The following is a 22,603-nucleotide window of genomic DNA, read 5'->3' on the forward strand; positions in this document are numbered from 1 at the left end:
TTACTATATGAGTCAGATTTTATTTTTGAAATTATCTACGTGGGTAAGGAGTGGGGAGTAGATAGTAGGGAATCAAGCTTTTCAATCTTTACCGAGCTTTTTCATAAATTAAATATTAGTTTTATATCAAGTAGTATCAGTTGTAAGTAGTTAAATAAAATTAATTATACAAAAATAACACATGAAACCCTTATATAGACTAGAAACTCATGTGTAAATAATTCTGTACGATTACTTATAGTATTTTAAATTTGCGTCTAGGGACTGAGGGCTAAAAAAGACTCTTCCGAATACCGAATACTGAGTTTAATTTATTGCTGAGTGTTGACTACCAAAACAAGCTTAATTCTCCTAGAGAAAGATGTCTAATGGCTCAAATTTTGAGAAAATTTAAGTAATGGCAGGTTTTGTGGAGGTGGAGCGAATGACGGATACTAATGTGAGAATTGTTTCCCTGATTCCCGGTGGAACAGAGATTTTAGCGGCACTAGGCTTAGTTGATGCTATTGTGGGGCGATCGCACGAATGCGATTACCCTCCAGAAATCCTCAATCGTCCTATTTGTACTGAAGCACGCTTAAACTCCAATGCCTCTAGCAGCCAAATTCACGATCAAGTGAGCAATTTATTGCAATCTGCTCTTAGTATTTACCAAATCAAAACAGATGTTTTAGAGAAATTGCAGCCTACCCACATTCTCACTCAAGACCAGTGTGATGTTTGTGCTGTCAGCTTACACGATGTTGAAAAGGCAGTTGCTACACTCATTGACAGTAAACCGCAGATTATTTCTTTACAACCCAATCTTCTCCAGGATATTTGGGCTGACATTGAGCGAGTCGGTAACACTTTTAGCGTAGACTCTGTGAAAGTCATAGAAAACTTAGAAGCTCGCGTCAAAATTTGTCAGCAAAAAATCCAGGGACTTTCGTTAAATGAACAGCCTACCGTCGCCTGTATTGAGTGGACTGATCCTTTGATGGTTGCCGCTAATTGGATTCCTGAATTAGTTAACTTAGCAGGAGGACAGTCCTTATTTTGCACTACAGGTCAGCCTTCTCCTATATTGCCGTGGGAAACACTATTAACAACCGATCCTGATGTAATTGTTTTTATGCCTTGTGGCTTTGATTTAAACCGCACTCGCCAAGAAGCCAATTCATTAACTCAACATTCAGACTGGGAAAAACTGCACGCTACGAAAGCTGGTAGGGTATATATCACTGATGGCAATTCTTACTTTAATCGTCCAGGGCCACGACTGGTAGATTCTCTAGAAATTTTGGCAGAAATTTTGCATCCAGAAATTTTTCAATACGGCTACAAAGGAACAGGTTGGGAACTTTTGTAAAGAAGAATTCAGGAGCGGGGCCGGAGACTCCGAAAGCTCCGGTCATAACTCAGTATGAATTCGAGTTTGAGTGGGTGATATTATGTCTGTTTGATAGCTTATTAAACTCGGAGAACCCCACCCCGGCAAAGCTATGCTTTGTCTCCCCTCCCCGCATGCGGGGAGGGGTTGGGGGTGGGGTTCTTTTATTACGGTTAATTTTGCGTAGTTTCTTATTAGTTTAAAACCTTGGCGGTTTCCAATCCCCCACGAAGAATAATTCTGAATTCTTCTTTAAGGTGTTTGATCAGAATCTGTCGATGGTTCATGGTTAAATAACAGTAGGCGTGCAGCAAGGATGGCAAATCCCACAGCAGCGATCGCTTTTAACAAGCGCGTAGGTAATAATTCCGCTACTGCACCTCCTGCTAATGCTCCCAATAGACTTGTTAACAGCAATGCGCCTGCTGCACCAAAAAATACTGCACGCGGAGAATTACAACGCCCTGAAAGTGCGATCGCTGCTAGCTGACTTTTGTCACCCAATTCTGATAAAAAAACTGTAATAAAGCTCAGTCCTAAAAGATGCCAATCCATATTATTTAAGGGGGAGTGGGGAGTGGGGAGATGAGGGAGCAGGGGAGGCAGGGGGAGCAGGGGGGGATGAGGGAGAATAACTACTAACTGCTAACTCCTAACTTGTAACTAACCTTTGAATACATCCCAAAAGAGCATTAGGGAAATCACCAACAACATCACGCCTGCTGATTTTTCTACAGTTTTTGGGCTGAGTCGGGTGGCTATCCAACTACCTAAAAGCACACCTAATAAGCTGGTGGTTATTAGCGCAGCCGCAGATCCGATAAATACTACCCACGGGGAATGAGATTCTGCACTCATTAACAGGGTTGATAGCTGAGTCTTATCTCCAATTTCTGCTAGAAAAATGGTTATAAAAGTTGTACCAAAAACTACTAGTGCTGATTGCTGCTTCTGAGGACTATCGGCAACTACAGGCTGAACTGGTTTGGCGATCGCAGGAATTAAGTTGAAATCATTGCTGTCTTTCAGTTTTAGCTCGATCTCAGTCTGAGATATGCCAGAAATTTCCAAAGGAGCAGAATCAAGTTTCACAGGCAATAGTTTGGTTGCGAGGTTGTTTTCATATTTCTATCATATTCTCAGATTGTTGTAATAAATTGCAACTCCAGATATTAAAACGAGCAGTAGGGAGTTCACAGCCCAACAGCTTGATTGAAGCGTAGTATTTCCAAACTGCGATCGCCGTATACTCCTTCTATTTGCTGGCGACAGCAGTCAATAGCAAAATCGTTAACTTCTTCTGGCTCAACCCCATACATATCTTGAAATACTTCTGATTCCACACGACAGAAACGAGGACGATCTGAGTAGATGCGGCATTCTCGCGTGGTATGGTCGAAATTAACGCACCATCCGCCTTCGCCTACCATGCTGAGGTAAAGTTCTAGTTCTGGTGGAGAGAGATACTCATCCAAATCTGGACGATCTGCTGGATCAAGATTACAGCAGGCTCCACATTGTTTTACACATTGCCAAGTTGACATTTTAGATTGGGGAGTAGGGAGTAGGGAGATGAGGAAGCAGGGGGCAGGGAGCAAGGGAGAAGAGTTTTTCCCTCTGCCTCTTTTCCATGCCCAATGCCCCATGCCCCATTCCCAATTCCTCTATTTTACGTTTTTATGTCTTTTCTTATAATTTTGTTAAGTAAATTAAATCTAACAGGCCATGGCCAGATATGATCGATTGCGGGTTTTGTAATTAAGTTATTGAATTTTTTAAGGCAATTGGGAGGAGAAAAGGAAAAATGTTTGACGCTGTATCTGATTTGTTTAACGCTTTTACCAGTATCAATTGGGAAGTTATTTTCCAATTGCTTTCCGTGGCGCTAATTGTGATTGCTGGGCCAGTGGTAATCTTTTTGCTGGCATTTCGCAACGGCAATCTATAAGAGTTCTGAGTGCTGATTCAGAGTTAGGAGTGAGGAGTTAGGAGTGAGGAATTAAATTTTATTCTCAACTCATAACTCATAACTCATAAATCAGCACTCACAGTGTCACAGTCACAAGTGTTAATAATTTAAAATTAAAAATCAGAGACATTTCAGACGTGGATTTAAACTCCGATGGTTCCTGAGCAGTTCGGTAAGCTCAGTGTAAGATATGTCTTACCTCTATAGGGAGGCAAGTTACACATAGCGTACTGCTTTTTAAAGACTGAAACTGATGCTATGGGAATCCGATTTAATTTTTGAATCACTTCTAGAGGTAAAGGATTGGGGACTGGGGACTGGGGACTGGAAAGATGGAATAAGGGTGTACTGAGTTTTGTTCAAAAATCAAATATGAGTCCTATAGATGTAAATATAGGGGTCTTAAATCCTTTAATTTACAATAAGTTAATTAAGAACTCCTAACTCCTAACTGATAACGCCTGAAGGGCAGCTTGGATAATACAGTCATACTGTGGCTGAGAGATATCAACTTCTTTAGCATTCTGACGATTAGTGCCTAGTAAACCGATTATATGTCCTGGCTGCATTGCTAAGACTTTGCCTTCAGAGTTTTTAATTCTTAATTCTGCTTCAATACCGTTTTTATAGAAACCACAAGTATACTGTCGTTGGTTATATTCAAAAGTAGTGCTTGAGGGGGTAGGTGGCGCAGTAAAAAATTGTTGAAGCTGAATTGGCAGTCTGACTCCTATTAACTCTAACTCGATAGTAGTGTTACCGTTAAAGTAATTTTCTCGTAATTTGTAAGCTACATCCACTCGCGGTGGTAAGCGGAAATAGTCGCCCCAACGCCAAGCGATCGCTTTAATTTTATACTCCTGATTATCAATAGTTTGGGCAATTGTCAGCTTAATGTGACCCTTACCGACGATTTTTTGCTCAACCACTTGAACATTAGGTGTCCAAAAAATTGGATCGGGGTTGTCCATACCGCAGGGGTGCAGAGCATTAAGCTGTTGATAAAGCTGCTGATTGATGTGATTGAGGTTGACTTCAGCATCAATTTTGAGCAGAGGCTTGAGATGCTGGGATTCAAGACACTGGTTAGCAAACTCAATCAAACACGATCGCAACTCCTCTAAATTTTCTGCTGGTAAAGAGAATCCCCCGGCCGCTTTGTGTCCGCCAAATTTCCCTAGTAAATCGTGACAATATTCCAAAGCTTCAAACACATGAAACTCTGGAATTGAGCGTGCAGAACCGCGTATATGTCCCTCATCCTCATAAGTACCGATGAACACGGGAACACCGTAGCGTTCTACTAAACGGGAGGCGACAATCCCAATAACGCCATGATGCCAATTGGGTTGAACAACAATTAATATACGGTCATCTTGTAAAGACGCGATATATCGCGTCTCCACATAAGCGATCGCTTCTTGTTCAATTTGCTGACACATCTCCTGGCGAGAGGCGTTGACTTGTTCGCACTGCATTGCTCTTTCCAGCGCCAGCCCCATATCATCTGTAGTCAGCAATTCAATCACAGTTTGGGGATTACCAATCCGGCCAATAGCATTAATTCGTGGCCCCAAGCGAAAACCGATATCTTCAGGCTTTAGCGATTTTGGATTTTGGATTTTGGATTTTGGATTGGGGATTTTCTCCTCTGCTCCCCTGCTCCCCTGCTCCCCTGCTCCCTCATCTCCCCTCGCTTGCACACCACCTACCTGAATTAACGCCTGTATACCAGCTAAGTTGGATTTGGGTAAATGTTGTAAACCGCGTTTCACCCAACGGCGATTTACACCAGTTAAGGGGGCTAAATCTGCGATCGTTCCCAGCGTAAACAATGCTAGCATCGGTTGGATCAAGCCCTTAGTTTCCCCTAGCTGTTGTGCTAGAGACACTGCCAAAATGTAGGCAACACCAACACCAGCAACACCCCGATAAGGTGAGGATTCAGCTATTAGTTTGGGGTTGAGGATAGCGTTAGCTGGTGGTAATTTTTGGGGAATGTCGTGGTGATCGGTGATAATCACTGCAAGACCAAGTTCTCTAGCTCTAGCAACTGGTTCAAACGCAGAGATGCCATTATCTACAGTGAGAATTAATCCCACACCTTCGCTGTGAAATTCTTCAACTATGCGTTTATTGATACCGTAACCTTCGTGCATCCGACTGGGAATAGCATAATCTACTTGTGCGCCCAAAGTGCGGAGACTACGTAAAAGTAGAGCAGTGCTAGTCATCCCATCAGCATCATAATCACCACAAATAGCAATTTTTGTTTGAGAAGCGATCGCATTTTGCAACAACTCCAAACTAATCGCCAAATCTGGGAAATCTTCTAACGGCGAAGGTAAGACTAAAGACTCTGGATTTAAAAATGCTTGTACCTGTTCTGGTGTTTCCATACCCCGATTAATCAACAATTGGCTGATAATGGGTGAAATATTTGTCAAAACCGCCAGATTTTTGGCAAATTCTGGTTTTTGCGGATAAATTTGCCAGCGCTGGTTGGGTAAGCGTCTGCGAGGTTTTGAGAGTTCAGATACAGGTCGTTCTAGCACAATATAAGTTAGGAGTAGAGACGCGATTAATCGCGTCTGTTTTTAATTCAAAGTTGTTTCTTAACTCATAACTAATAACATTATTTGCTATCTAAAATACGTTTATCCTACCATCATCCATAATATATAACGAGCGATCGCCTGGAGAGCGCAAAGTCGGACGCAGTTCAAGCCGCAATGTGCCAAAGTTGGGTTTCGAGATAATTGCTTGTAGTGATAAACCCTTTTCGCTCCAAAATATCAAAGATGTATTTGGCTCTGTACCCTCTATTTCTTCAAAATTTAATTTTTGCCCTGGACTCAAGGATATTGCATCAGTCCCAGAAGGTTTTTGGATTTTTATCAGGTTAGGTGTGCTATTTACCACTTCAACCCGGATGTGTTGCCCAGGTGTAAACTGAATTGGGTGTGACCCACACTTAGAGGCACAAGTTCGAGCTAAAGTAGCACTGGGATTATTGATTGATGCAACTATAACGGTAGCTGTAACTAAAGCCAAGGACAAAAGCTTAAGCATAATACGCAGTATAAGTACTAAACTGAAATATTACTTCAAATTATTACTTTCAAGCCTCAGTATATTTTCCAGAATTACTTTGGTAATTCCCAGTTCTTAAATTACTAATTACGAATTACTTTTATAAACATCTCCTCTCGCACCAATAGCGTAAATTTCAATGTCTTTGGAATCAATATCGACTATAAAAATAATTCTGTTTTTACCTATACGTAGTCTGTAAAATCCTTCCCAATCACCTTTCATCTTTTTGATATATAGTTCTGTAAAAGGGATAATACCTTGGTCTTCGACAGCAATAACAATTCGCTTTATTTGCTCACGAATATTTTCGACATCTTCGGGATTTGCTTTTTATAAAAATTTAATCGCTTTTTTGCGAAATTTTATTGCCATATCTTACCCAATCGCTCATATCAATTACTTCATCCTCAGCATCATCTGAAGGTACACCAAACTCAGCTTCAAGTTCGCGTTGCTCATCATCATTTATATAAGGAATAAGAATTTGGCAAAGGCGAAGTCTTTCTTCTTGCAGAACTTCACGCATAGTTTCTTTAATCAATGCTTTTAATTCTTGAATTTCCACTGTATGCCTTTAATTTGTAGTTAGATGTATATATATTACCTAGTCTCAGCTTGTACGGGGGGAAAGGTTAAAGGGCAAAAGAATAATAGTAGTTCACAACTGAACTTGACTTTTATCTTTCCCCTTCTACTGTGATGCCTCTTTAACCGAAGCGTCCACTAATATAATCCTCAGCTTCTTTAGTTTGAGGAGAACTGAACATTTGGGCTGTAGGATTAAACTCAACTAATTTTCCGCGACGCTTACCATGCTCGTCAATTTCTGTATTGAAGAAAGCCGTGAAATCTGCCACTCTAGAAGCTTGTTGCATATTGTGAGTCACCATGATGATGGTATATTGCTCTTTGAGTTCTAAGCAGAGTTCTTCTACTTGACGGCTAGAAATTGGGTCGAGAGCAGAACATGGTTCATCCATTAATAATACATCTGGCTTCATGGCGATCGCTCTTGCTATGCAAAGTCGTTGCTGTTGTCCACCAGATAATGCAGTACCCTTCTCTTTGAGTTTGTCTTTAACTTCATCCCAGATAGCAGCGCGTCTAAGAGAATCTTCCACCAATTCATCGATGTTACCTTTATAACCGTTAGCCCGCGGCCCAAAGGAAATATTTTCATATATTGACTTGGGGAAGGGATTCGGTCTTTGAAAAACCATTCCGACTTGGCGGCGTAATTTTACAGAGTTTATCTTAGGATCGTAAATATTGCGATCGCGGTAATTCAGTCTACCCTCAACTTTAGCTCCAGGGATTAAATCATTCATCCGGTTGAAGCAACGCAGTAAGGTACTTTTACCACATCCTGAAGGCCCAATAAAAGCAATAATTTGCTTTTCAGGAATCTTTAGATATACATCTAAAAGTGCCAGAAATCCTCCATACAAAACCTTTACACCTTCAACATTAAAGACGCTCTTATCTTGGTCAATTGTGGCACTATCTGATTTACTTTTACTATTGCTATAAGTCATTTGGTTGAACTCCAATATCTGTGAATCTATCCAAATTAGATATTTAATTACCTAATTTATTGAGAAGCGTTGTCGAATATAAATTGCAACACCATTTAAAGCTAAAATCAAAATTAACAACGCAATAATTGTGGCTGCTGCTGCACTAGCAAAACCCGGTTCGGGACGAGTTATATAACTGTAAATTTGAATGGGTAATGCCATGAATCTCTGAAACAAACCAGGGTTAAAGGTGAGAAAACCCACAGCACCTACAACAATTAGAGAAGCTGCATCACCTATAGCACGGGATACAGAGATAATCACCCCCGTCAGAATACCGGGAACAGCATAAGGTATGACATGATTGCTGATAGTTCGCCATTTTGTGACACCTAATCCGTAAGAAGCATTTCTCAGAGAATCTGGAACAGCACGAATTGCTTCTCTAGCTGTCACAATAATTACTGGTAAAGACAACAAAGATAAAGTCAATGCACCGGAAATTAAAGCAGGGCCAAACCCAAGCAGATAATTAAAAACCCCTAAACCGAGCAATCCATAAACGATAGAAGGTACACCCGCCAAATTACTGATATTAATCTCAATAATCGCTGTCCACCAAGCTTTAGGTGCATACTCTTCTAGATATAAAGCTGCTCCAACACCAACGGGGACAGTAACTAAAATCACAATCAACCCTAAAAGAATACTGCTGATAATTGCAGGGCGGATACCACCTTGGTCAGGAAAACGAGAAGGAGTTTCGGTGAGAAAGCCGGGTGACAGAAATCTGCCTAATCCGTCTTTCAAAATATCAAAAAGTAGCAACGCTAGAACAAATAAACCAATCAGCAATCCTAACAAAAAAAGTACTTCAAATACTTTCCCTAATGTGTCTCTCCTTTCAACATTATCGGTAAATTCTGCCGCAGAATTTAGAGAATCATCTTGTTGATAACTTGTAGGCATATCTATTTAGTCGTATTTTTCTTTATAACGATTAGCAATCCAGAAACTAACAATATTCAAAGCAAGGGTAAGTAGAAATAAAACAGCACCTACAGCATATAATGTTTTGAAATTGAGGCTACCGCGCGGACTATCTCCACCAGAAATTTGTGCCATGTAGGCTGTCATTGTTTCTACTGATTCCGCAAAGTTGACAGTTAGTCTTGGTTGCTGTCCGGCGGCGATAAGTACAGTCATAGTTTCACCCACAGCTCGAGAAATACCCAAAATAATCGAGGCTATGATTCCAGAAAGCGCGGCTGGTAAAACTACTTTAAAAATGGTTTCTAGTTTAGTGATACCTAAAGCATAAGATCCTTCTCGCAAAGAACGTGGAACTGCTCGAATGGCATCTAAGCTGATAGAACCAACAGTGGGAGTAATCATCACCCCCATCATTAACCCCGCACTCAAAGCATTAAATATTTCCAAAGGGATAATATTTCGCAGCAATGGTGTTAGGAACAACAAGGCAAAGTAACCATATACTACTGTAGGTACTCCCGCCAAAAGTTCCACTGCTGGACGTAAAATAGCTGCTACTTTGGGTTGAGCATATTCACTCAAATAAATAGCAGAAGATAAACCCAAAGGGATAGCAACTGCCATAGCAATAGCTGTAGTTAAGAAAGTGCCATTAATCAATGGCCAAACGCCAAAATGTTTTTCGGCAAATAGAGGTGTCCATTTAGTATCAAGAAAGAATTGGGCAAAGGAGACTTCTTGGAAAAAACTGAATGTCTCCTGAAAAATAATTACGACAATACCAAAGGTAGTCAAAACCGAGACTAAAGCACAAGCAAATAAAATTACCGCAATAATTTTTTCGGAAATATCTTCAGATGCATTTTTCTCCAGTGATTCTCTAAATTGTAGATAATGATCGTCTTGAGAATTAGTATTTTGCATAAACAATTAACTCACTAAAATTAAACTACTATGCCTGAGACTTTATTTAAATAAAGTTTGTGATCGGTTCACCTGGTTTTGCTTTTTTAAACTTTGTCCCAGTTTCACCAGTAGCAAATTTTTGTTTGACTTTGAGGTAAGCTTCATCAGGTAATGCTACATAACCTACACTATCGACCCACTTCCAAGAATTTTCTAGATAAAAATCTACAAATTCTTTGACTGCTGGCTTGGTATCTAAAGACTTTTTACTGACATAGATGAACAGAGGACGAGACAAAGGTGTATAGATGTTTTTGATCACATTATCCACTGGCACTGGTTTTTCACACTTTCCTGTAGGGCTTTCTACAGCAACTAGATTCAGTTTTTCTTGATTTTGAATATAATAAGATATCCCTACATAACCCAAAGCTGTTGCATCACCTGACACTCCTTGTACGAGAAGGTTTTGATTCTGAGTCGCCGTGTAGTCTGTACGACCATTCTTGGCTTTGCCAGTCACCGCTTGAGTCATATAATCGAATGTTCCAGTATCAGAAGATGGAGCATACAGCTTCAGCTTTTCGTTAGGAAACTTGGGATTAACTTGATTCCATGCCAATATTTTGCCGTCTGATTTTCCGCCCCAAATCTTACCCAGTTCCTTAATAGTTAGACATTTGGCAAAGTTATTTTTACGGTTGGCAATTACGGCGATGCCATCTAAAGCTACAGGCAACTCGATAAATTCAATATTCTTACTTTTACATTTTTTGATTTCTTCATCTCTAATGGTTCGAGAAGCACCAGCTATATCAATATCGCCATTACAAAATTTACTGAAACCACCGCCAGTACCACTTGAGGCAACGCTAACTTGAGCCTCAGGCTTAACCTTACCGTATTCTTCTGCAACTGCTAAAGAAATCGGAAAGCCTACAGCTGCACCATCAATACTCACTTGACTTTTCAATTCTTGCCCGCCGTTACAACCACTGATACTGCTGGCAATAAGCATTAAAGATGTCAATAAAAAGCTATCCTTAAATCTGCTACGAAAGCTCATAAATTATCAATTTAACTAAAATGACTGGGAATTGCTTATGCTTGCCTATCTAAAAGTAGAGAATGCTGCATGAAAAAAATATATATCATGCTTTGCTTGAAGCTTGCACTTTGTCAAAAATTGCTCCATCTCCAAAAAACTTTTTCTGGATAATATCCCAGCCACCTAAATCTTGAGATGTGAATAAAGTTTTAATTAGTGGATATTTTGATGCTACTTCTTGGGTAACAGTGGGGTTAACAGGACGATATTGTAATTTTGCAAATTCCCGTTGAGCTTCTGTTGAGTAAAGAAAATCAACAAAGGCTTGTGCAACTTCTCTTGTACCGTGCTTATCAACGTTTTTATCTACTATTGCTACAGGATTATCAATGGAGATATTCACTTGGGGTACAACATAAGGCAACTTAGCCCCATTTTTACCCGCCAAAATTACCTCATTTTCGTAGTTAATTAAAACATCTCCCTGACCTTTTTGGAAAAATAAATCGCTTGCTTCACGGGCATCTTTTGTCAGAACAGGGGTGTTTTTATAAACTTTAGTTACATAATTTAATGCTGTGGCTTCGTCGCCTCCCGTTAGACTCACCGAACCCCAAAAAGCTAAGAATTCCCAAATAGCAATACCAGAAGTTCTTGGGTTAGCCGCAATCACTTTCACGCCATCTTTTGCCAAGTCTGCCCAAGTATTAATACCTTTGGGGTTGCCTTCACGGGTGACGATCGCAGCAACCGATTTACTAACAATACCATTTCTCGGAGCTTCGGTTTCCCAACCTGATTTAATCAAACCCGCTTGTTGAATTTTGCTGACATCCAGGGGAAGTGCCAAATGTACTATATCTGCTTCTTGCGAACCGTTAATGACAGCAGCCGCTTGAGCGCCAGAACCCCCATAACTTTGCTCAAAGGTAACGTTCTGGTTATGTTCTTGCTTCCACTTTTCGACAAATTTGGGGATTATCTGGTCATGAGCTGCTTTGGTGACAGAAAAAGAAATAAGTTTTAGCTTAACATCATTTTTGCTAGCTGAACTGCTTCCAGAGCAAGAGGCAACTGCTATACTCAAAAAAGCACCTATGAGAAACAGACTCACAAAGCTTTGAACAGTGTGTCTATTGAACCAACTCTTAATTGTGTGTTTATACGAGAGTTGTATAGCCTGCAAAGCTTTCATAACATAAGCCATTACCTCACTTAGTAATTTACTTAATTGTGTCAGTTGTTGCGACTTACTCATCAGAATCACCCCTAAATATACGGTATTTATAGGCAGATACCGTAATTAAGAAAATTATAGGGCATATAAAACAATAGTTATCATCTGGCTGTAATTATTTTTAGTACGTTTTCACTGAGTGAGGAGTTAGCGAGCAAAGTAGCAAAAAGAGTGTTTCATCTCTGCGCTTTCTCACTTCCAAAAGGCTGATTTATTTACAGCATACATACATATTTATGTATAAAATTATCATAATAATTTATTGTTAAGAATTTGGAAAAAACCCAAAACTTTCCTTTTTTGTCCGTGAGATGCCTCTGGGAAATTTTGCTATGCAAAATCTGTCCCTCTCGCCTGTTGTTGATAAGTTTGACGTTTATTTCAACACAGGGAGAGGTTCATCAAACTCACTTAACATTAGTTCAGTTAGTGGTTTAGACAATTCTGAAAAATCGATATAATTCGTAAGACAGATATAAGTATCTTCACTAGTTATTGCATCGTTTACTCTACCCGTATTGCTACAACCAGCTTAGGATAGACTAAAATCATTTTTTGCAAACAATGGTAGAAAAAATTACAGCTGTCTTTAATGGCAAAGTGTTCTATCCGGCTGAATCGATCGCACTGCCAATCAATACCCGCGTGCGAATCAGTATTGAAATTTTACCGCCAAGCGAGCATGAAACAGTATCATTTCTGCAAACGGCGCGATCGCTTAACTTAGATGGGCCACCTGACTGGTGTACCAATATAGATAAATATTTATACGGTAAGTAAACTTTCCATGCATTCTGAAGTCTTTCTTGATACATCCTTTGCCATTGCCTTATCTGCACCGAGCGATCGCTTGCACGACCGAGCCTTACATCTAGCTAGAATGTTACAAGCGGCAGAAACTCGTCTGGTGACAACACAGGCGGTAATGTTGGAAATTGGCAATGCCTTATCCCAACAACCTTATCGTCAAGCGGCAATCATATTATTAAATTCTCTAGTAGCAGACTCAAAAGTAGAAATTGTCCCTCTTTCTCAAGAACTCTACGAACGTGCTTTCGAGCTATATCGAGAACAAACAGAGAAAGAATGGGGATTTGGGGATTGCATATCTTTTATTGTCATGCAATATAGTGGAATCACTGAAGCCCTAACTGCTGATGAGCATTTTCAACAAGCAGGCTTTCGAGCATTACTGCGAGAAAATTTGCCTTAAAGACTAGGGATTGGGTACTGGAGACTGGGGACTGAGCATTAAATCATTAGTTATTCTCTTTTTCCCCTGCTGCCTACTCCCCACTCTCTACTCCTTATTATTTCGTTACAATCGGCTTATGCATTAGGCATTTAAGAGTTATCAGCCATGAAATTGATTTCCGATCCACCGATTCCTGTAAAAATTCAAAAGATGAAGGAACGGGTGCGGTGGATGCATCCAAGTTTTGTGCAACGGGGAATCGATCAAACCAGCATAGTTATTGATGATCGCAGAGAAGATAGTCCAGAATTTTCCTTTATGGTTATCGGTGATTCCGGCACTCAATCGCATTATCGGCAACATCCCCAACGAAAAGTTGCTGAACTAATGCTTTCTCACCGCGATGATTGCAGTTTTGTGTTGCACACAGGTGATGTAATTTATGTGGTGGGTTCCCAAGAGTATTATTCAACAAACTTTATTGAACCTTACCGGGAATTTCTTGTCGGTGGCGACAAGCCGAAAAATATTCCTTATGATCGCATGGTGTTTAATCTGCCATTCTTGCCAGTACCAGGTAATCATGATTACTACGATGTGCCGTTGATGTATCGTTTATTTACTGGAACAACATCTTCATTGCGTCGCCTGTTCCGCTACAAAGATGTTGAGATTGGCTGGCATGGATCGTATCAAGGTAATGCTTATGCACGGGCATTTATGGACTATACAGGGGCGATGTCTTCCCCAGAATTAGAACGTCATTTAGATCAACACTACACTGCTAAGACTGATACAGGGCGCTGTTTGCGTTACAAACCTGGACAGTTTACTCGTTTACCCAATCGTTATTACACCTTTCGTTATGGCGGGATTGATTTTTTCGCACTAGATTCTAATACCTTCAATACACCATCACCCTTACCTGCAACTCAAGAGGGGGAAATTTATCGCCGGGAATTGCAAAAGCGTCGCCAGGAAATAGATCGAGAAGAATTGCAGATATTGGGAATATATGATTGCCTCAACCCCGATAAACCCACTGAAGCGGAACAAATTGATGAACTTAGCGCCAAATTAGACCAAATAAACGAAATCAAAATCGACATTGAGAAACAATTGGCATCTCATAAAATGCCTGCGATCGATTTTGAACAACTCGAATGGTTGCGTAGCAGACTAATCGAATCTTGGAATACCTCCGAAGTACGCGGACGTGTAATCTTTTTCCACCATCCACCCTATGTCACAGAAGCTACCAAGTGGAATCAAGCACAAACCTTGGCGGTTCGTCACCGCTTGCGCTGGGTGTTTGAACAAGTGGCAGAAACTCTTTGTTCTCTAGTTAAAGAACGTCCCATAGTGGATTTGATTTTAAACGGTCACGCTCACTGTTTAGAGCATCTTTGCACAACTGACACCGGATTTGCTGACTCCCACATTAACTGCATTATCTCTGGTGGTAGTGGTCATCGTCCCCGCTATCAAAGGCGAGAGGGGACTGAATTGATGGAGACTTTTAAGGATATTGCAGGTAAACCCACTCGGAAAGTTGCCGATTCAAAGCTTTTTGTAGGTCGTCATGATTATAATTTACAAAACCGCCTGCCTTACTCATGTGTGCGGATTGATGTTCTAGATGGTAGTCCACCCAAGTTTGTCATTAGACCACTTATTACTGAACGGGTTGAAGATAAATGGTATAAGCGCGAACTTGAACCATTTGTGATTTAACAAGAAAGGCAGAGGGCAGGAGGCAGAAGGCAGAAGGGAATTCTGATTCCTACCAAGAAGCCCGTGACCGGAGCGAACTTGGGTTTAAGTCCCCCACCAAAATCTCTGCCACAAGTGGACTGCAATTAGTGTGGGTTGTGAGGCGCACACCATATTGCTACCTTCTGCTCTCAGCATAGCTGCCTTCTTCACAAGATTTCCAGTTAAAAAATATTCCATTGTAGAGTAGGTAGCATAGCTGCTGTGCCACCTTACAAATCTACAAATAATTTGGAATAATTTATTTTTTGCAAGTCTCTAAACAGAATGTGATCGCACCTTCAAAGTTGCACAATTATCTAAAGCTATGGTTATTGCAAGCGTTTATATTTTAATCTTAAATAGAGTTTTGATAATTTCAGATTATGGCAGGACATAGTAAATGGGCAAATATTAAGCGCCAAAAAGCGGTAGTAGATGCAAAAAGGGGAAAAACCTTCACTCAATTATCGCGGGCGATTATCGTTGCGGCTAGGAGTGGCGTACCAGATCCAGCGCTGAATTTTCAACTTCGCACGGCAATTGACAAGGCAAAAGCAGCGAGTATTCCTAATGATAATATTGAACGAGCGATCGCTAAAGGTGCAGGCACTTTTGGCGGTGATAATGCTACTTTTGAAGCGATTCGCTACGAAGGTTACGGCCCTGGTGGTGTAGCAATTTTAATCGAAGCCCTCACAGATAATCGCAATCGCACTGCTGCTGACTTGCGTGTTGCTTTTAGTAAAAATGGTGGCAATCTTGGTGAAACAGGTTGCGTTAGCTGGATGTTTGACCAAAAAGGCGTTTGTATAGTGCAGGGTGTGGTTGACGAAGAACAGCTTTTAGAAGCATCCCTCGAAGGCGGTGCTGAGTCTTATGAGATGACTGAAGATGAGATGGCTGAGGTATTTACAGACATTGGCAACTTAGAAACCCTTAGCCAGACACTCAAAAATCAAGGCTTTAAGGTAACTGATGCCGAATTGCGTTGGATTCCTAGTAATAGTGTAGAAGTTACCGATCCAGATCAGGCGCGATCGCTTTTCAAGTTAATTGATACTCTAGAAAGCTTGGATGACGTACAAAATGTCACAGCTAACTTTGATGTAGCAGAAGAATTGATGGCTTTGAGCATTTCTTAATTAAAATTCACACAGCCATCATAGCCAAATAATACTTCTTTGGATGATGTCCAAAATTTTACATTGTAATTGGAAATGCTAGCAAATATTCCACATAAGTCTTATTTTTTACGAACGTAAAAATAGACACGAAAGATTCATATCAATTACAAACTTATGACATACGCCTATTGGATAGTTAAGTTGTTGATTACCTGATGAGGATTTCCAAGTGAATAAGTTCGCTAAAGCTTTACTTTTGGCTTTAATCTTTGCTGCACCTGTAACCGTTTTTGCATCTCAAGCTCAAGCTAAAACTGTCCATCATAGTAACGTAAAAAGTGCTAAAGTTCATCATACTAAACATCACAGGCATCATGCTAAAAAGATAACTCATAAATAATTACTATTAGTTGTAAAAGTTTCTAATAGCTTTGTATTGAAGAATAATTCAGAAGTCAAAACTTAGGAGCAGAGCCGGAGACGCTCCGCCTTTGGTCAGAATGAAGACGCTCGATGACTCGCTAACGCTGCGCTATCAGTGGGGAATTCAGACCAGCCACAGATTAAAGACTACTAAATATGCAGATTTAGTGGGAGTCTTAAACCTCTGGATTCATCCACTCTTTCGTTCAAAATTCATTCTGAATTCTGGCTCCTGACTCCTGAATTCTGTTTCGATAAAGTTTAGTGTTGGTTTCTCCGAAAGTGTAATTGTATTATTTAACCCTGCTGAAATCCCTATCAATCAGCAGGTTTTTTTTATTAACTTGCTCAAGAGGGCGCGATCGCGTCAAAATAAGAGTTAAGATGCTGTAACTTAACTTAACAATGACCATAACGCAGCTTGAGCAAATTTCCCCTCAACCAACACCGCCAGACTTGCGGGGATATGAATATGATTTGGTAATTGTCGGCGGTGGGATTATTGGGTTAACTCTAGCCTCTGCTTTAAAAGATTCTGGCTTGAGTATCTTGCTGATTGAAGCGAAAGTGGCATCAGCAGCCGTAGCTAAAGGGCAAGCTTATGCAGTTCATCAGCTTTCGTCGCTAATTTACCAAGGAATTGGAGTTTGGGACAAAATGTTGCCTCAAATAGCCAAATATTACCGAGTTCGTCTTTCTGATGCCGATTATCCCAATGTGGTGGAATTTACCACAAATGATATAGATACAGCATTGGGTTATGTGGCGGAACACCAAGCGCTATTGCAGCCTTTGCAAGAGTTTGTCCAAGATTGTGCAAATGTGAATTATCTATGTCCGGCTGAAGTGGTAAATACGCAATACAACAAAGATATAGTAGCGATAGATATTAAAGTTGCCGATCAGTTATACTCAGTTCGCAGCAAATTACTGATAGCAGCAGATGGGGCGCGATCGCCAATTCGTCAAGCTGCTGGTATCAAAACCTCCGGCTGGAAATATTGGCAGTCTTGCATCGTGGCATTTGTCAAACCAGAAAAACCGCACAACAACACCGCTTACGAGAGATTTTGGTCTAGCGGCCCCTTTGCGATTTTACCTTTACCGGGGAACCGTTGCCGCATTGTGTGGACAGCCCCTCACGAAGAAGCAAAAGCTTTATGTGCTTTAGATGATGAGCAATTTTTAAGAGAACTTACCCGTCGCTATGGCGATCAGATGGGGAAATTGGAATTACTAGGCGATCGCTTTGTATTCCAGGTACAACTCATGCAAAGCGATCGCTATGTTCTCCCCCGACTGGCATTAATTGGTGATGCGGCACACAATTGCCATCCTGTGGGCGGACAAGGTTTAAATTTGGGGATTCGGGATGCAGCAGCTTTGGCGCAAGTAATCCAAACAGCGCACCAAGCGGGTAAAGATATTGGTGACATTAAAATTCTTAAAGGTTATGAACGCTGGCGCAAGCTGGAAAACCTGACAATTTTAGGTTTCACCGATTTATTAGATCGGATGTTTTCTAATAACTTCTTACCTGTAGTATTGGTGCGTCGCCTGGGTTTATGGTTTTTGCAGCGAGTACCTGTATTAAAGACTTTTATGCTGAAGTTGATGATCGGTTTGAAGGGACGGATTCCAGAATTAGCAAAACATAAACGCTACACCACAGCAGCTTGAAAAATCTGGTTTGGGGTAAGATTTAATTCAGGAAAAGTTTGGGAAATAATGCGCTCATTATCTCGAAACTTACTTATTTGATATTCCTCATCAACTAAATTACACACAGTGATTGTCGGTTGTTTAGGGTTGCCGATAAAATTACGTCCACCCAAGGCAGCATAATCGACAATCCAGTATTCTGGGATACCCATCTCTTCGTAATCAGCATACTTTAAATAATAATCGTCCCGCCAGTTGGTTGATACAACCTCAATTGCCAAAGGTATTGATGCACCCAAACTAACGGTAGATTCTTTTTTCCATAATTTTTCGTTTGCCAGATTTGCACGATTTAGCACTAACACATCAGGGAAATAACCAGAATCTTTTTCAGGAGGTCTAACTATAACTTGGTTGGGGATAGTGTAAGGAAGGTTTAATCGGTCAATTAAAGCACTAAGCTTTATTGTCAAAAATCCTTTAACATCTTCATGTTCCCCTACTGGTTGCGCCATTTCAAAAATTTCTCCTTTATGTAGTTCGTAGCGGACTCTTCGATTTTCGGATAGCCAATCGACAAATTCCTCAAAGGTTACTAGCTTGGGTATGGCTTGAGTCATGGCTTTTAAAAGTTATTGCTTTGGAAGTATTATCTCTAATTTAGGCGACTGCGGACAGCTTTTTCACCACGCTTATATCGGCGACTCTATTTGTTATTTCGGCGATCGCATAGTAGTATTTTGGAAGCAATGCCTATAGCGGGCTACACCTACGCTAGTTATTAGGCCAAATTTTATTCAACAATATAATCTTTGATTTGCTTGAAGTTCTCAGGGTGTTGAGAACGAATAGTGAAATTGAAAGACAGAGGAAGAAACAATGTCTCCCAAGTTAGCTCAATTAATTCAACAAGCAGAAAATCTTTCAGCAGAGGAACAATTAAAACTAATTGCTCATTTGGCTCAGAAATTGAGTGGGATCACGGAGGTAAATCCAAAACTTCCCCAGCCAGACAATACTCAAGCGAAGGAGATTCCTGAGAGAGGAAAGTCTATTTGGCAAATTGCAGAAGATTTCGTCAAAAATATCCCTGAAGAAGAACTCAGCAAGCTTCCATCGGACGGTGCAGAGCAACACGACCATTATATTTACGGCACTCCAAAAATTGAGGCATGAGGCTCATATTTGCAGATACTTTTTACTGGATAGCATTTGTTAATCCAGCAGATGCTTGGTACAGAAGGGTTAGACAGGCTTTCAAGCAGCTTGAGCCTTGCAAACTGATCACTACAGACGAAGTTCTGGTCGAACTGCTTGCTTTTTACTCAAAGTCAGGTGTTCAGTTGCGGCAAAGAGAAGCCAATTTAGTCAGAGATATTTTGGACAGCCCAGATATTGAGGTTAAACAACAAACTCACGAATCTTTTTTGGCTGGTTTAACTTTGTATGAGAATCGGCTTGATAAAGGTTACAGCCTAACTGACTGCATCTCAATGAACACCATGCAGCAATTGGGAATTATCGAGGTTTTGACCCATGATAAACACTTTTCTCAGGAAGGCTTTGATATTTTATTTCCTGAATGAGAATCGTGCTATTGAAAAATTTGAAAGTTAGATGATTTGCTCCCAGCAGCTTAGTAGCAGCGCAGCATAACTCAATTGTTATCAAAACCATGCTTACGGCCGGCTACGCCTACGCATAGTAGTATTTTGTCAGCGATCGCTTTACTCCTGTTTGTCAAAGTCTTTTTTTTGCATAGACGCTGCATCGGCTTACCGCAGGCTACCACAGAGGCGCAGAGAACACAGAGAGAAGAAAGAGACGGAAAAATTGCTTAACTAAACTGTTATGACATACCAAAGATAGATGCAATAGTATCTAATATGTGTTAATTACTCATTACTGCCAACAGTAGGATTGAAAATTAGTATTTTTCTACATAAAATTAAAAATCTAAAACTAAAAATTGGTAACACTGATGGTTAAGAGTGTTAAAGTTTCAAGAAATTCACCGGAACTTTTCAGCGAGTATTCATGCTGAAGAAATTACAGAAAAAGCAAATTTCGATAATTGCGGGTGCGGCACTGTTTGCCTTTTTAGCTGGCGCAATGGTATCAGCACCTCAGATTGGCAAGTCTCTGGGGAAATGGCTCAAACTGAGTCAAAATCAAACAGAGCAAACATCAGAGGGTAGCATTGCTAAATCAGCCGTCTTTCCACTGGTGTCACAATCTCTGCCAGAAAGGGCGGCAAAACTAGCAGAAATTGCCGGACAGTCGCGATCGCTAGACCGAAATCGCGCTCGTTATCTTTTGGCGAGTGATTACATTGAAAGAACCCAAGCGAAAAAAGCGCTGGTTTTACTAGACGGGCTAGATAGAGACTATCCGCTCCTCGCACCATATATTCTGCTTAAACAGGCGCAGGCACAAGATATCTTGGGCGAGGACGGCAAAGCCTCGGATCTTAGACGAAGTGTGTTGAAACTGTATCCCAAAGAAGCGGCCACAGTCAAAGCACTATATCTGATTGCCCAACCGAAACAACAAGAAATAGCGATCGCTCAATTTCCTTCCAACCCTCTGACTTGGGAAATCATTCGTAAACGCTTGCAAGCAAATCCCAATCAGCCACAATTACAATTGATTTTGGCTAAATATGCCTATGATCAACCTGGCATAGTGGGCGTTTTGGATCAGCTAGTAAAACAGCCTACCCTCAAACCCGAAGACTGGGAACTAATTGGTACAGGCTATTGGGAAAATAGTCAATTTCTCAAAGCCGCTAATGCTTATGTCAATGCACCGAAAACATCGCGTAACCTCTACCGTATCGCACGAGGGTTACAGGTTGGGGGCAAAGATAAAGAAAAAGCAATCGCTACCTATAAACAACTAGTACAGCAATTTCCCAACAGTGAAGAAGCTGGAACTGCACTACTACGACTAGCAGAAACCGCAAAAACACCTAAAGACGGCTTACCTTATCTTGAGCAGGTAATTAGTAAATTTCCCAAACAAGCTAGTACTGCACTGGTACAAAAAGCTAAAATTCTCCAAGCCACTAATAATCAAAAGTCAGCTAGCCAGGCGTGGCAATTACTCATAGCCAAATACGGCAATTCTGATGAAGCGGCAGAGTATCGTTGGAAAATCGCCCAAGGTAAAGCCAATGCTAAAGATTACGTCGGTGCTTGGCAATGGGCAGAACCAATTGTCAACAACAACCCCAACAGTATTTTGGCTCCAAGAGCTGGCTTTTGGGTAGGGAAATGGGCAGCTTCACTAGGCAAACAGCAAGAATCTCAAACTGCTTATGAGTATGTGATTAGCCAGTTCCCATACTCATACTATGCATGGAGAGCCGCTAACATGCTGGGGCTGAATGTTGGCAACTTTGACAATGTGCGCGTCATGAACCCGGAAGTAATCACACCCCAGCGTTCAGTACCGCCTGCTGGTTCTGAGACATTCAAAGAATTATATCTGCTGGGTCAAGACCGCGATGCCTGGTTACAATGGCAGACAGAATTTCAGAATAAACTTCAGCCAACTGTAGCAGAGCAATTTACCGAAGGGTTGATGCGACTGGCAAGGGGAGATAATCTCATCGGAATTGATACAATTTCTAAATTGGAAGATCGAGAAATACCATCAGAAGTTGCCCAATATCAGGCTTTGAGCAAACAGATCAGCTACTGGCAAGCACGTTATCCATTTCCCTATCTGCGAGAGATTGAAAAGTGGTCTATTGAGCGTAAACTTAATCCTCTGCTAGTAACTGCTCTGATGCGTCAAGAGTCGCGGTTTGAGCCAAAAATCAAATCCGTCGCTGATGCTACTGGCTTAATGCAGGTGTTGCCGAGTACAGCTAAATGGATTGCTCCACAAATCAAGGTAGATATCAAAACCATAAATCTAGAAAATCCCAACGATAATATCATGCTGGGTACATGGTATTTGGGTCATACCCACGATCAATATAACAATAACTCACTGTTAGCGATCGCCAGTTACAATGCTGGCCCTGGTAATGTCTCCAAATGGCTGCAAACTCAAACTACACAAGATCCAGATGAGTTTGTTGAACAAATTCCCTTTGATGAAACCAAAAATTATGTGCGGCAAGTATTAGGCAACTATTGGAATTATTTGAGACTTTACAACCCAGAGATTTCTGGAGTCGTAGCAAAGTACTCGACTACACACCCAAAATTGCCGACGCAGTAATTTTGCCCAATGAGATGCTCAAGTTGGATACGTGAGTTTGATTACTCTCTCCCTGCCTAAAAACTCCATCCCG

General features: G+C 40.8%; 22 protein-coding genes. 10 read left to right on the forward strand and 12 right to left on the reverse strand.

What is annotated here, in order from left to right; translation table 11 throughout:
* The first annotated feature begins 424 nt into the window (after positions 1-424).
* A complete protein-coding gene (locus tag RMZ43_RS03150) occupies positions 425-1,351 on the forward strand; it encodes a cobalamin-binding protein (RefSeq protein ID WP_322654743.1) in 927 nt (308 codons plus the stop codon).
* A gap of 273 nt (positions 1,352-1,624) precedes the next feature.
* On the opposite strand, the gene RMZ43_RS03155 is transcribed toward RMZ43_RS03150, so the two are convergent.
* From RMZ43_RS03155 to RMZ43_RS03165, 3 genes are all read right to left on the reverse strand, one after another.
* On the reverse strand, positions 1,625-1,927 hold the full coding sequence (locus tag RMZ43_RS03155) for a TMEM165/GDT1 family protein (protein WP_322646839.1): 303 nt from the start codon (positions 1,925-1,927) through the stop codon (positions 1,625-1,627).
* Positions 1,928-2,035: 108 nt separating this feature from the next.
* On the reverse strand, positions 2,036-2,464 hold the full coding sequence (locus RMZ43_RS03160; protein WP_322654669.1) for a TMEM165/GDT1 family protein: 429 nt from the start codon (positions 2,462-2,464) through the stop codon (positions 2,036-2,038).
* A gap of 101 nt (positions 2,465-2,565) precedes the next feature.
* The gene (locus RMZ43_RS03165; RefSeq protein WP_322646837.1) at positions 2,566-2,916 is read right to left on the reverse strand and encodes a YkgJ family cysteine cluster protein; all 351 of its coding nucleotides are present in this window, start codon (positions 2,914-2,916) and stop codon (positions 2,566-2,568) included.
* A gap of 260 nt (positions 2,917-3,176) precedes the next feature.
* Here RMZ43_RS03165 and psb30 point away from each other — a divergent pair, with 260 nt between their 5' ends.
* Positions 3,177-3,320, forward strand: a complete 144-nt coding sequence (psb30, locus tag RMZ43_RS03170; protein WP_114086065.1) for a photosystem II reaction center protein Ycf12/Psb30 — start codon at positions 3,177-3,179, stop codon at positions 3,318-3,320.
* A gap of 461 nt (positions 3,321-3,781) precedes the next feature.
* Here psb30 and RMZ43_RS03175 read toward each other — a convergent pair whose 3' ends face one another.
* The 8 genes from RMZ43_RS03175 to RMZ43_RS03210 all read right to left on the reverse strand — a co-directional run bounded on the left by RMZ43_RS03175 (position 3,782) and on the right by RMZ43_RS03210 (position 12,159).
* Positions 3,782-5,896, reverse strand: coding sequence for a single-stranded-DNA-specific exonuclease RecJ (locus tag RMZ43_RS03175; protein ID WP_322654668.1), 2,115 nt, complete (start codon positions 5,894-5,896; stop codon positions 3,782-3,784).
* Between the two features lie 91 nt (positions 5,897-5,987).
* Positions 5,988-6,413 carry a hypothetical protein gene (locus RMZ43_RS03180; protein ID WP_322654667.1) on the reverse strand — a complete coding sequence of 142 codons (426 nt, stop codon included), beginning with the start codon at positions 6,411-6,413 and terminating at the stop codon, positions 5,988-5,990.
* A 364-nt stretch (positions 6,414-6,777) separates the two neighbouring features.
* Positions 6,778-7,002, reverse strand: a complete 225-nt coding sequence (locus RMZ43_RS03185; protein ID WP_322646834.1) for a hypothetical protein — start codon at positions 7,000-7,002, stop codon at positions 6,778-6,780.
* Positions 7,003-7,144: 142 nt separating this feature from the next.
* A complete protein-coding gene (gene pstB, locus RMZ43_RS03190) occupies positions 7,145-7,972 on the reverse strand; it encodes a phosphate ABC transporter ATP-binding protein PstB (protein WP_322654666.1) in 828 nt (275 codons plus the stop codon).
* Between the two features lie 51 nt (positions 7,973-8,023).
* Positions 8,024-8,923, reverse strand: coding sequence for a phosphate ABC transporter permease PstA (gene pstA / locus RMZ43_RS03195; RefSeq protein ID WP_322646832.1), 900 nt, complete (start codon positions 8,921-8,923; stop codon positions 8,024-8,026).
* 6 nt (positions 8,924-8,929) lie between these two features.
* Positions 8,930-9,871 carry a phosphate ABC transporter permease subunit PstC gene (gene pstC / locus RMZ43_RS03200; RefSeq protein WP_322646831.1) on the reverse strand — a complete coding sequence of 314 codons (942 nt, stop codon included), beginning with the start codon at positions 9,869-9,871 and terminating at the stop codon, positions 8,930-8,932.
* 46 nt (positions 9,872-9,917) lie between these two features.
* Positions 9,918-10,919: a PstS family phosphate ABC transporter substrate-binding protein gene (locus RMZ43_RS03205; protein ID WP_322646830.1), complete on the reverse strand. Its 1,002-nt coding sequence runs from the start codon at positions 10,917-10,919 to the stop codon at positions 9,918-9,920.
* Positions 10,920-11,004: 85 nt separating this feature from the next.
* Positions 11,005-12,159, reverse strand: coding sequence for a sulfate ABC transporter substrate-binding protein (locus tag RMZ43_RS03210; protein WP_322654665.1), 1,155 nt, complete (start codon positions 12,157-12,159; stop codon positions 11,005-11,007).
* 543 nt (positions 12,160-12,702) lie between these two features.
* On the opposite strand from RMZ43_RS03210, the gene RMZ43_RS03215 reads away from it, so the two are divergent.
* The 5 genes from RMZ43_RS03215 to RMZ43_RS03235 all read left to right on the forward strand — a co-directional run bounded on the left by RMZ43_RS03215 (position 12,703) and on the right by RMZ43_RS03235 (position 18,315).
* Entirely contained in the window at positions 12,703-12,918 is a 216-nt protein-coding gene (locus RMZ43_RS03215) for a hypothetical protein (RefSeq protein WP_322646828.1), read from the forward strand.
* A gap of 7 nt (positions 12,919-12,925) precedes the next feature.
* A complete protein-coding gene (locus tag RMZ43_RS03220; RefSeq protein WP_322646827.1) occupies positions 12,926-13,351 on the forward strand; it encodes a type II toxin-antitoxin system VapC family toxin in 426 nt (141 codons plus the stop codon).
* Positions 13,352-13,498: 147 nt separating this feature from the next.
* On the forward strand, positions 13,499-15,067 hold the full coding sequence (locus RMZ43_RS03225) for a metallophosphoesterase family protein (RefSeq protein ID WP_322654664.1): 1,569 nt from the start codon (positions 13,499-13,501) through the stop codon (positions 15,065-15,067).
* Positions 15,068-15,471: 404 nt separating this feature from the next.
* The gene (locus tag RMZ43_RS03230) at positions 15,472-16,230 is read left to right on the forward strand and encodes a YebC/PmpR family DNA-binding transcriptional regulator (protein ID WP_322646825.1); all 759 of its coding nucleotides are present in this window, start codon (positions 15,472-15,474) and stop codon (positions 16,228-16,230) included.
* 810 nt (positions 16,231-17,040) lie between these two features.
* Positions 17,041-18,315 carry an FAD-dependent hydroxylase gene (locus RMZ43_RS03235; protein WP_322654663.1) on the forward strand — a complete coding sequence of 425 codons (1,275 nt, stop codon included), beginning with the start codon at positions 17,041-17,043 and terminating at the stop codon, positions 18,313-18,315.
* On the opposite strand, the gene RMZ43_RS03240 is transcribed toward RMZ43_RS03235, so the two are convergent.
* Entirely contained in the window at positions 18,297-18,917 is a 621-nt protein-coding gene (locus tag RMZ43_RS03240; RefSeq protein WP_322654662.1) for a Uma2 family endonuclease, read from the reverse strand. The genes RMZ43_RS03235 and RMZ43_RS03240 overlap by 19 nt on opposite strands.
* 259 nt (positions 18,918-19,176) lie before the next feature.
* On the opposite strand from RMZ43_RS03240, the gene RMZ43_RS03245 reads away from it, so the two are divergent.
* From RMZ43_RS03245 to RMZ43_RS03255, 3 genes are all read left to right on the forward strand, one after another.
* Positions 19,177-19,473: a hypothetical protein gene (locus RMZ43_RS03245; protein WP_322654661.1), complete on the forward strand. Its 297-nt coding sequence runs from the start codon at positions 19,177-19,179 to the stop codon at positions 19,471-19,473.
* A complete protein-coding gene (locus RMZ43_RS03250; RefSeq protein ID WP_322654660.1) occupies positions 19,470-19,883 on the forward strand; it encodes a type II toxin-antitoxin system VapC family toxin in 414 nt (137 codons plus the stop codon). Before RMZ43_RS03245 ends, RMZ43_RS03250 begins: the two co-directional genes overlap by 4 nt.
* A gap of 451 nt (positions 19,884-20,334) precedes the next feature.
* Positions 20,335-22,530: a transglycosylase SLT domain-containing protein gene (locus RMZ43_RS03255; protein WP_322654659.1), complete on the forward strand. Its 2,196-nt coding sequence runs from the start codon at positions 20,335-20,337 to the stop codon at positions 22,528-22,530.
* Positions 22,531-22,603: the final 73 nt, after the last annotated feature.

Source organism: Nostoc sp. CmiVER01 (assembly GCF_034531135.2).
GTDB lineage: Bacteria > Cyanobacteriota > Cyanobacteriia > Cyanobacteriales > Nostocaceae > Nostoc.

What these genes read in the sequence shown, in the direction of transcription:
- RMZ43_RS03235 (WP_322654663.1), top strand. Translation starts at nt 17,041, where the DNA reads ATGACCATAACGCAGCTTGAGCAAATTTCCCCTCAACCAACACCGCCA.
- RMZ43_RS03150 (WP_322654743.1), top strand. Translation starts at nt 425, where the DNA reads ATGACGGATACTAATGTGAGAATTGTTTCCCTGATTCCCGGTGGAACA.
- RMZ43_RS03205 (WP_322646830.1), bottom strand. Translation starts at nt 10,919, where the DNA reads ATGAGCTTTCGTAGCAGATTTAAGGATAGCTTTTTATTGACATCTTTA.
- RMZ43_RS03230 (WP_322646825.1), top strand. Translation starts at nt 15,472, where the DNA reads ATGGCAGGACATAGTAAATGGGCAAATATTAAGCGCCAAAAAGCGGTA.
- RMZ43_RS03165 (WP_322646837.1), bottom strand. Translation starts at nt 2,916, where the DNA reads ATGTCAACTTGGCAATGTGTAAAACAATGTGGAGCCTGCTGTAATCTT.
- RMZ43_RS03255 (WP_322654659.1), top strand. Translation starts at nt 20,335, where the DNA reads ATGCTGAAGAAATTACAGAAAAAGCAAATTTCGATAATTGCGGGTGCG.
- RMZ43_RS03220 (WP_322646827.1), top strand. Translation starts at nt 12,926, where the DNA reads ATGCATTCTGAAGTCTTTCTTGATACATCCTTTGCCATTGCCTTATCT.
- RMZ43_RS03225 (WP_322654664.1), top strand. Translation starts at nt 13,499, where the DNA reads ATGAAATTGATTTCCGATCCACCGATTCCTGTAAAAATTCAAAAGATG.
- psb30 (WP_114086065.1), top strand. Translation starts at nt 3,177, where the DNA reads ATGTTTGACGCTGTATCTGATTTGTTTAACGCTTTTACCAGTATCAAT.
- pstC (WP_322646831.1), bottom strand. Translation starts at nt 9,871, where the DNA reads ATGCAAAATACTAATTCTCAAGACGATCATTATCTACAATTTAGAGAA.
- RMZ43_RS03245 (WP_322654661.1), top strand. Translation starts at nt 19,177, where the DNA reads ATGTCTCCCAAGTTAGCTCAATTAATTCAACAAGCAGAAAATCTTTCA.
- RMZ43_RS03180 (WP_322654667.1), bottom strand. Translation starts at nt 6,413, where the DNA reads ATGCTTAAGCTTTTGTCCTTGGCTTTAGTTACAGCTACCGTTATAGTT.
- pstB (WP_322654666.1), bottom strand. Translation starts at nt 7,972, where the DNA reads ATGACTTATAGCAATAGTAAAAGTAAATCAGATAGTGCCACAATTGAC.
- RMZ43_RS03155 (WP_322646839.1), bottom strand. Translation starts at nt 1,927, where the DNA reads ATGGATTGGCATCTTTTAGGACTGAGCTTTATTACAGTTTTTTTATCA.
- RMZ43_RS03210 (WP_322654665.1), bottom strand. Translation starts at nt 12,159, where the DNA reads ATGAGTAAGTCGCAACAACTGACACAATTAAGTAAATTACTAAGTGAG.
- pstA (WP_322646832.1), bottom strand. Translation starts at nt 8,923, where the DNA reads ATGCCTACAAGTTATCAACAAGATGATTCTCTAAATTCTGCGGCAGAA.
- RMZ43_RS03250 (WP_322654660.1), top strand. Translation starts at nt 19,470, where the DNA reads ATGAGGCTCATATTTGCAGATACTTTTTACTGGATAGCATTTGTTAAT.
- RMZ43_RS03215 (WP_322646828.1), top strand. Translation starts at nt 12,703, where the DNA reads ATGGTAGAAAAAATTACAGCTGTCTTTAATGGCAAAGTGTTCTATCCG.
- RMZ43_RS03240 (WP_322654662.1), bottom strand. Translation starts at nt 18,917, where the DNA reads ATGACTCAAGCCATACCCAAGCTAGTAACCTTTGAGGAATTTGTCGAT.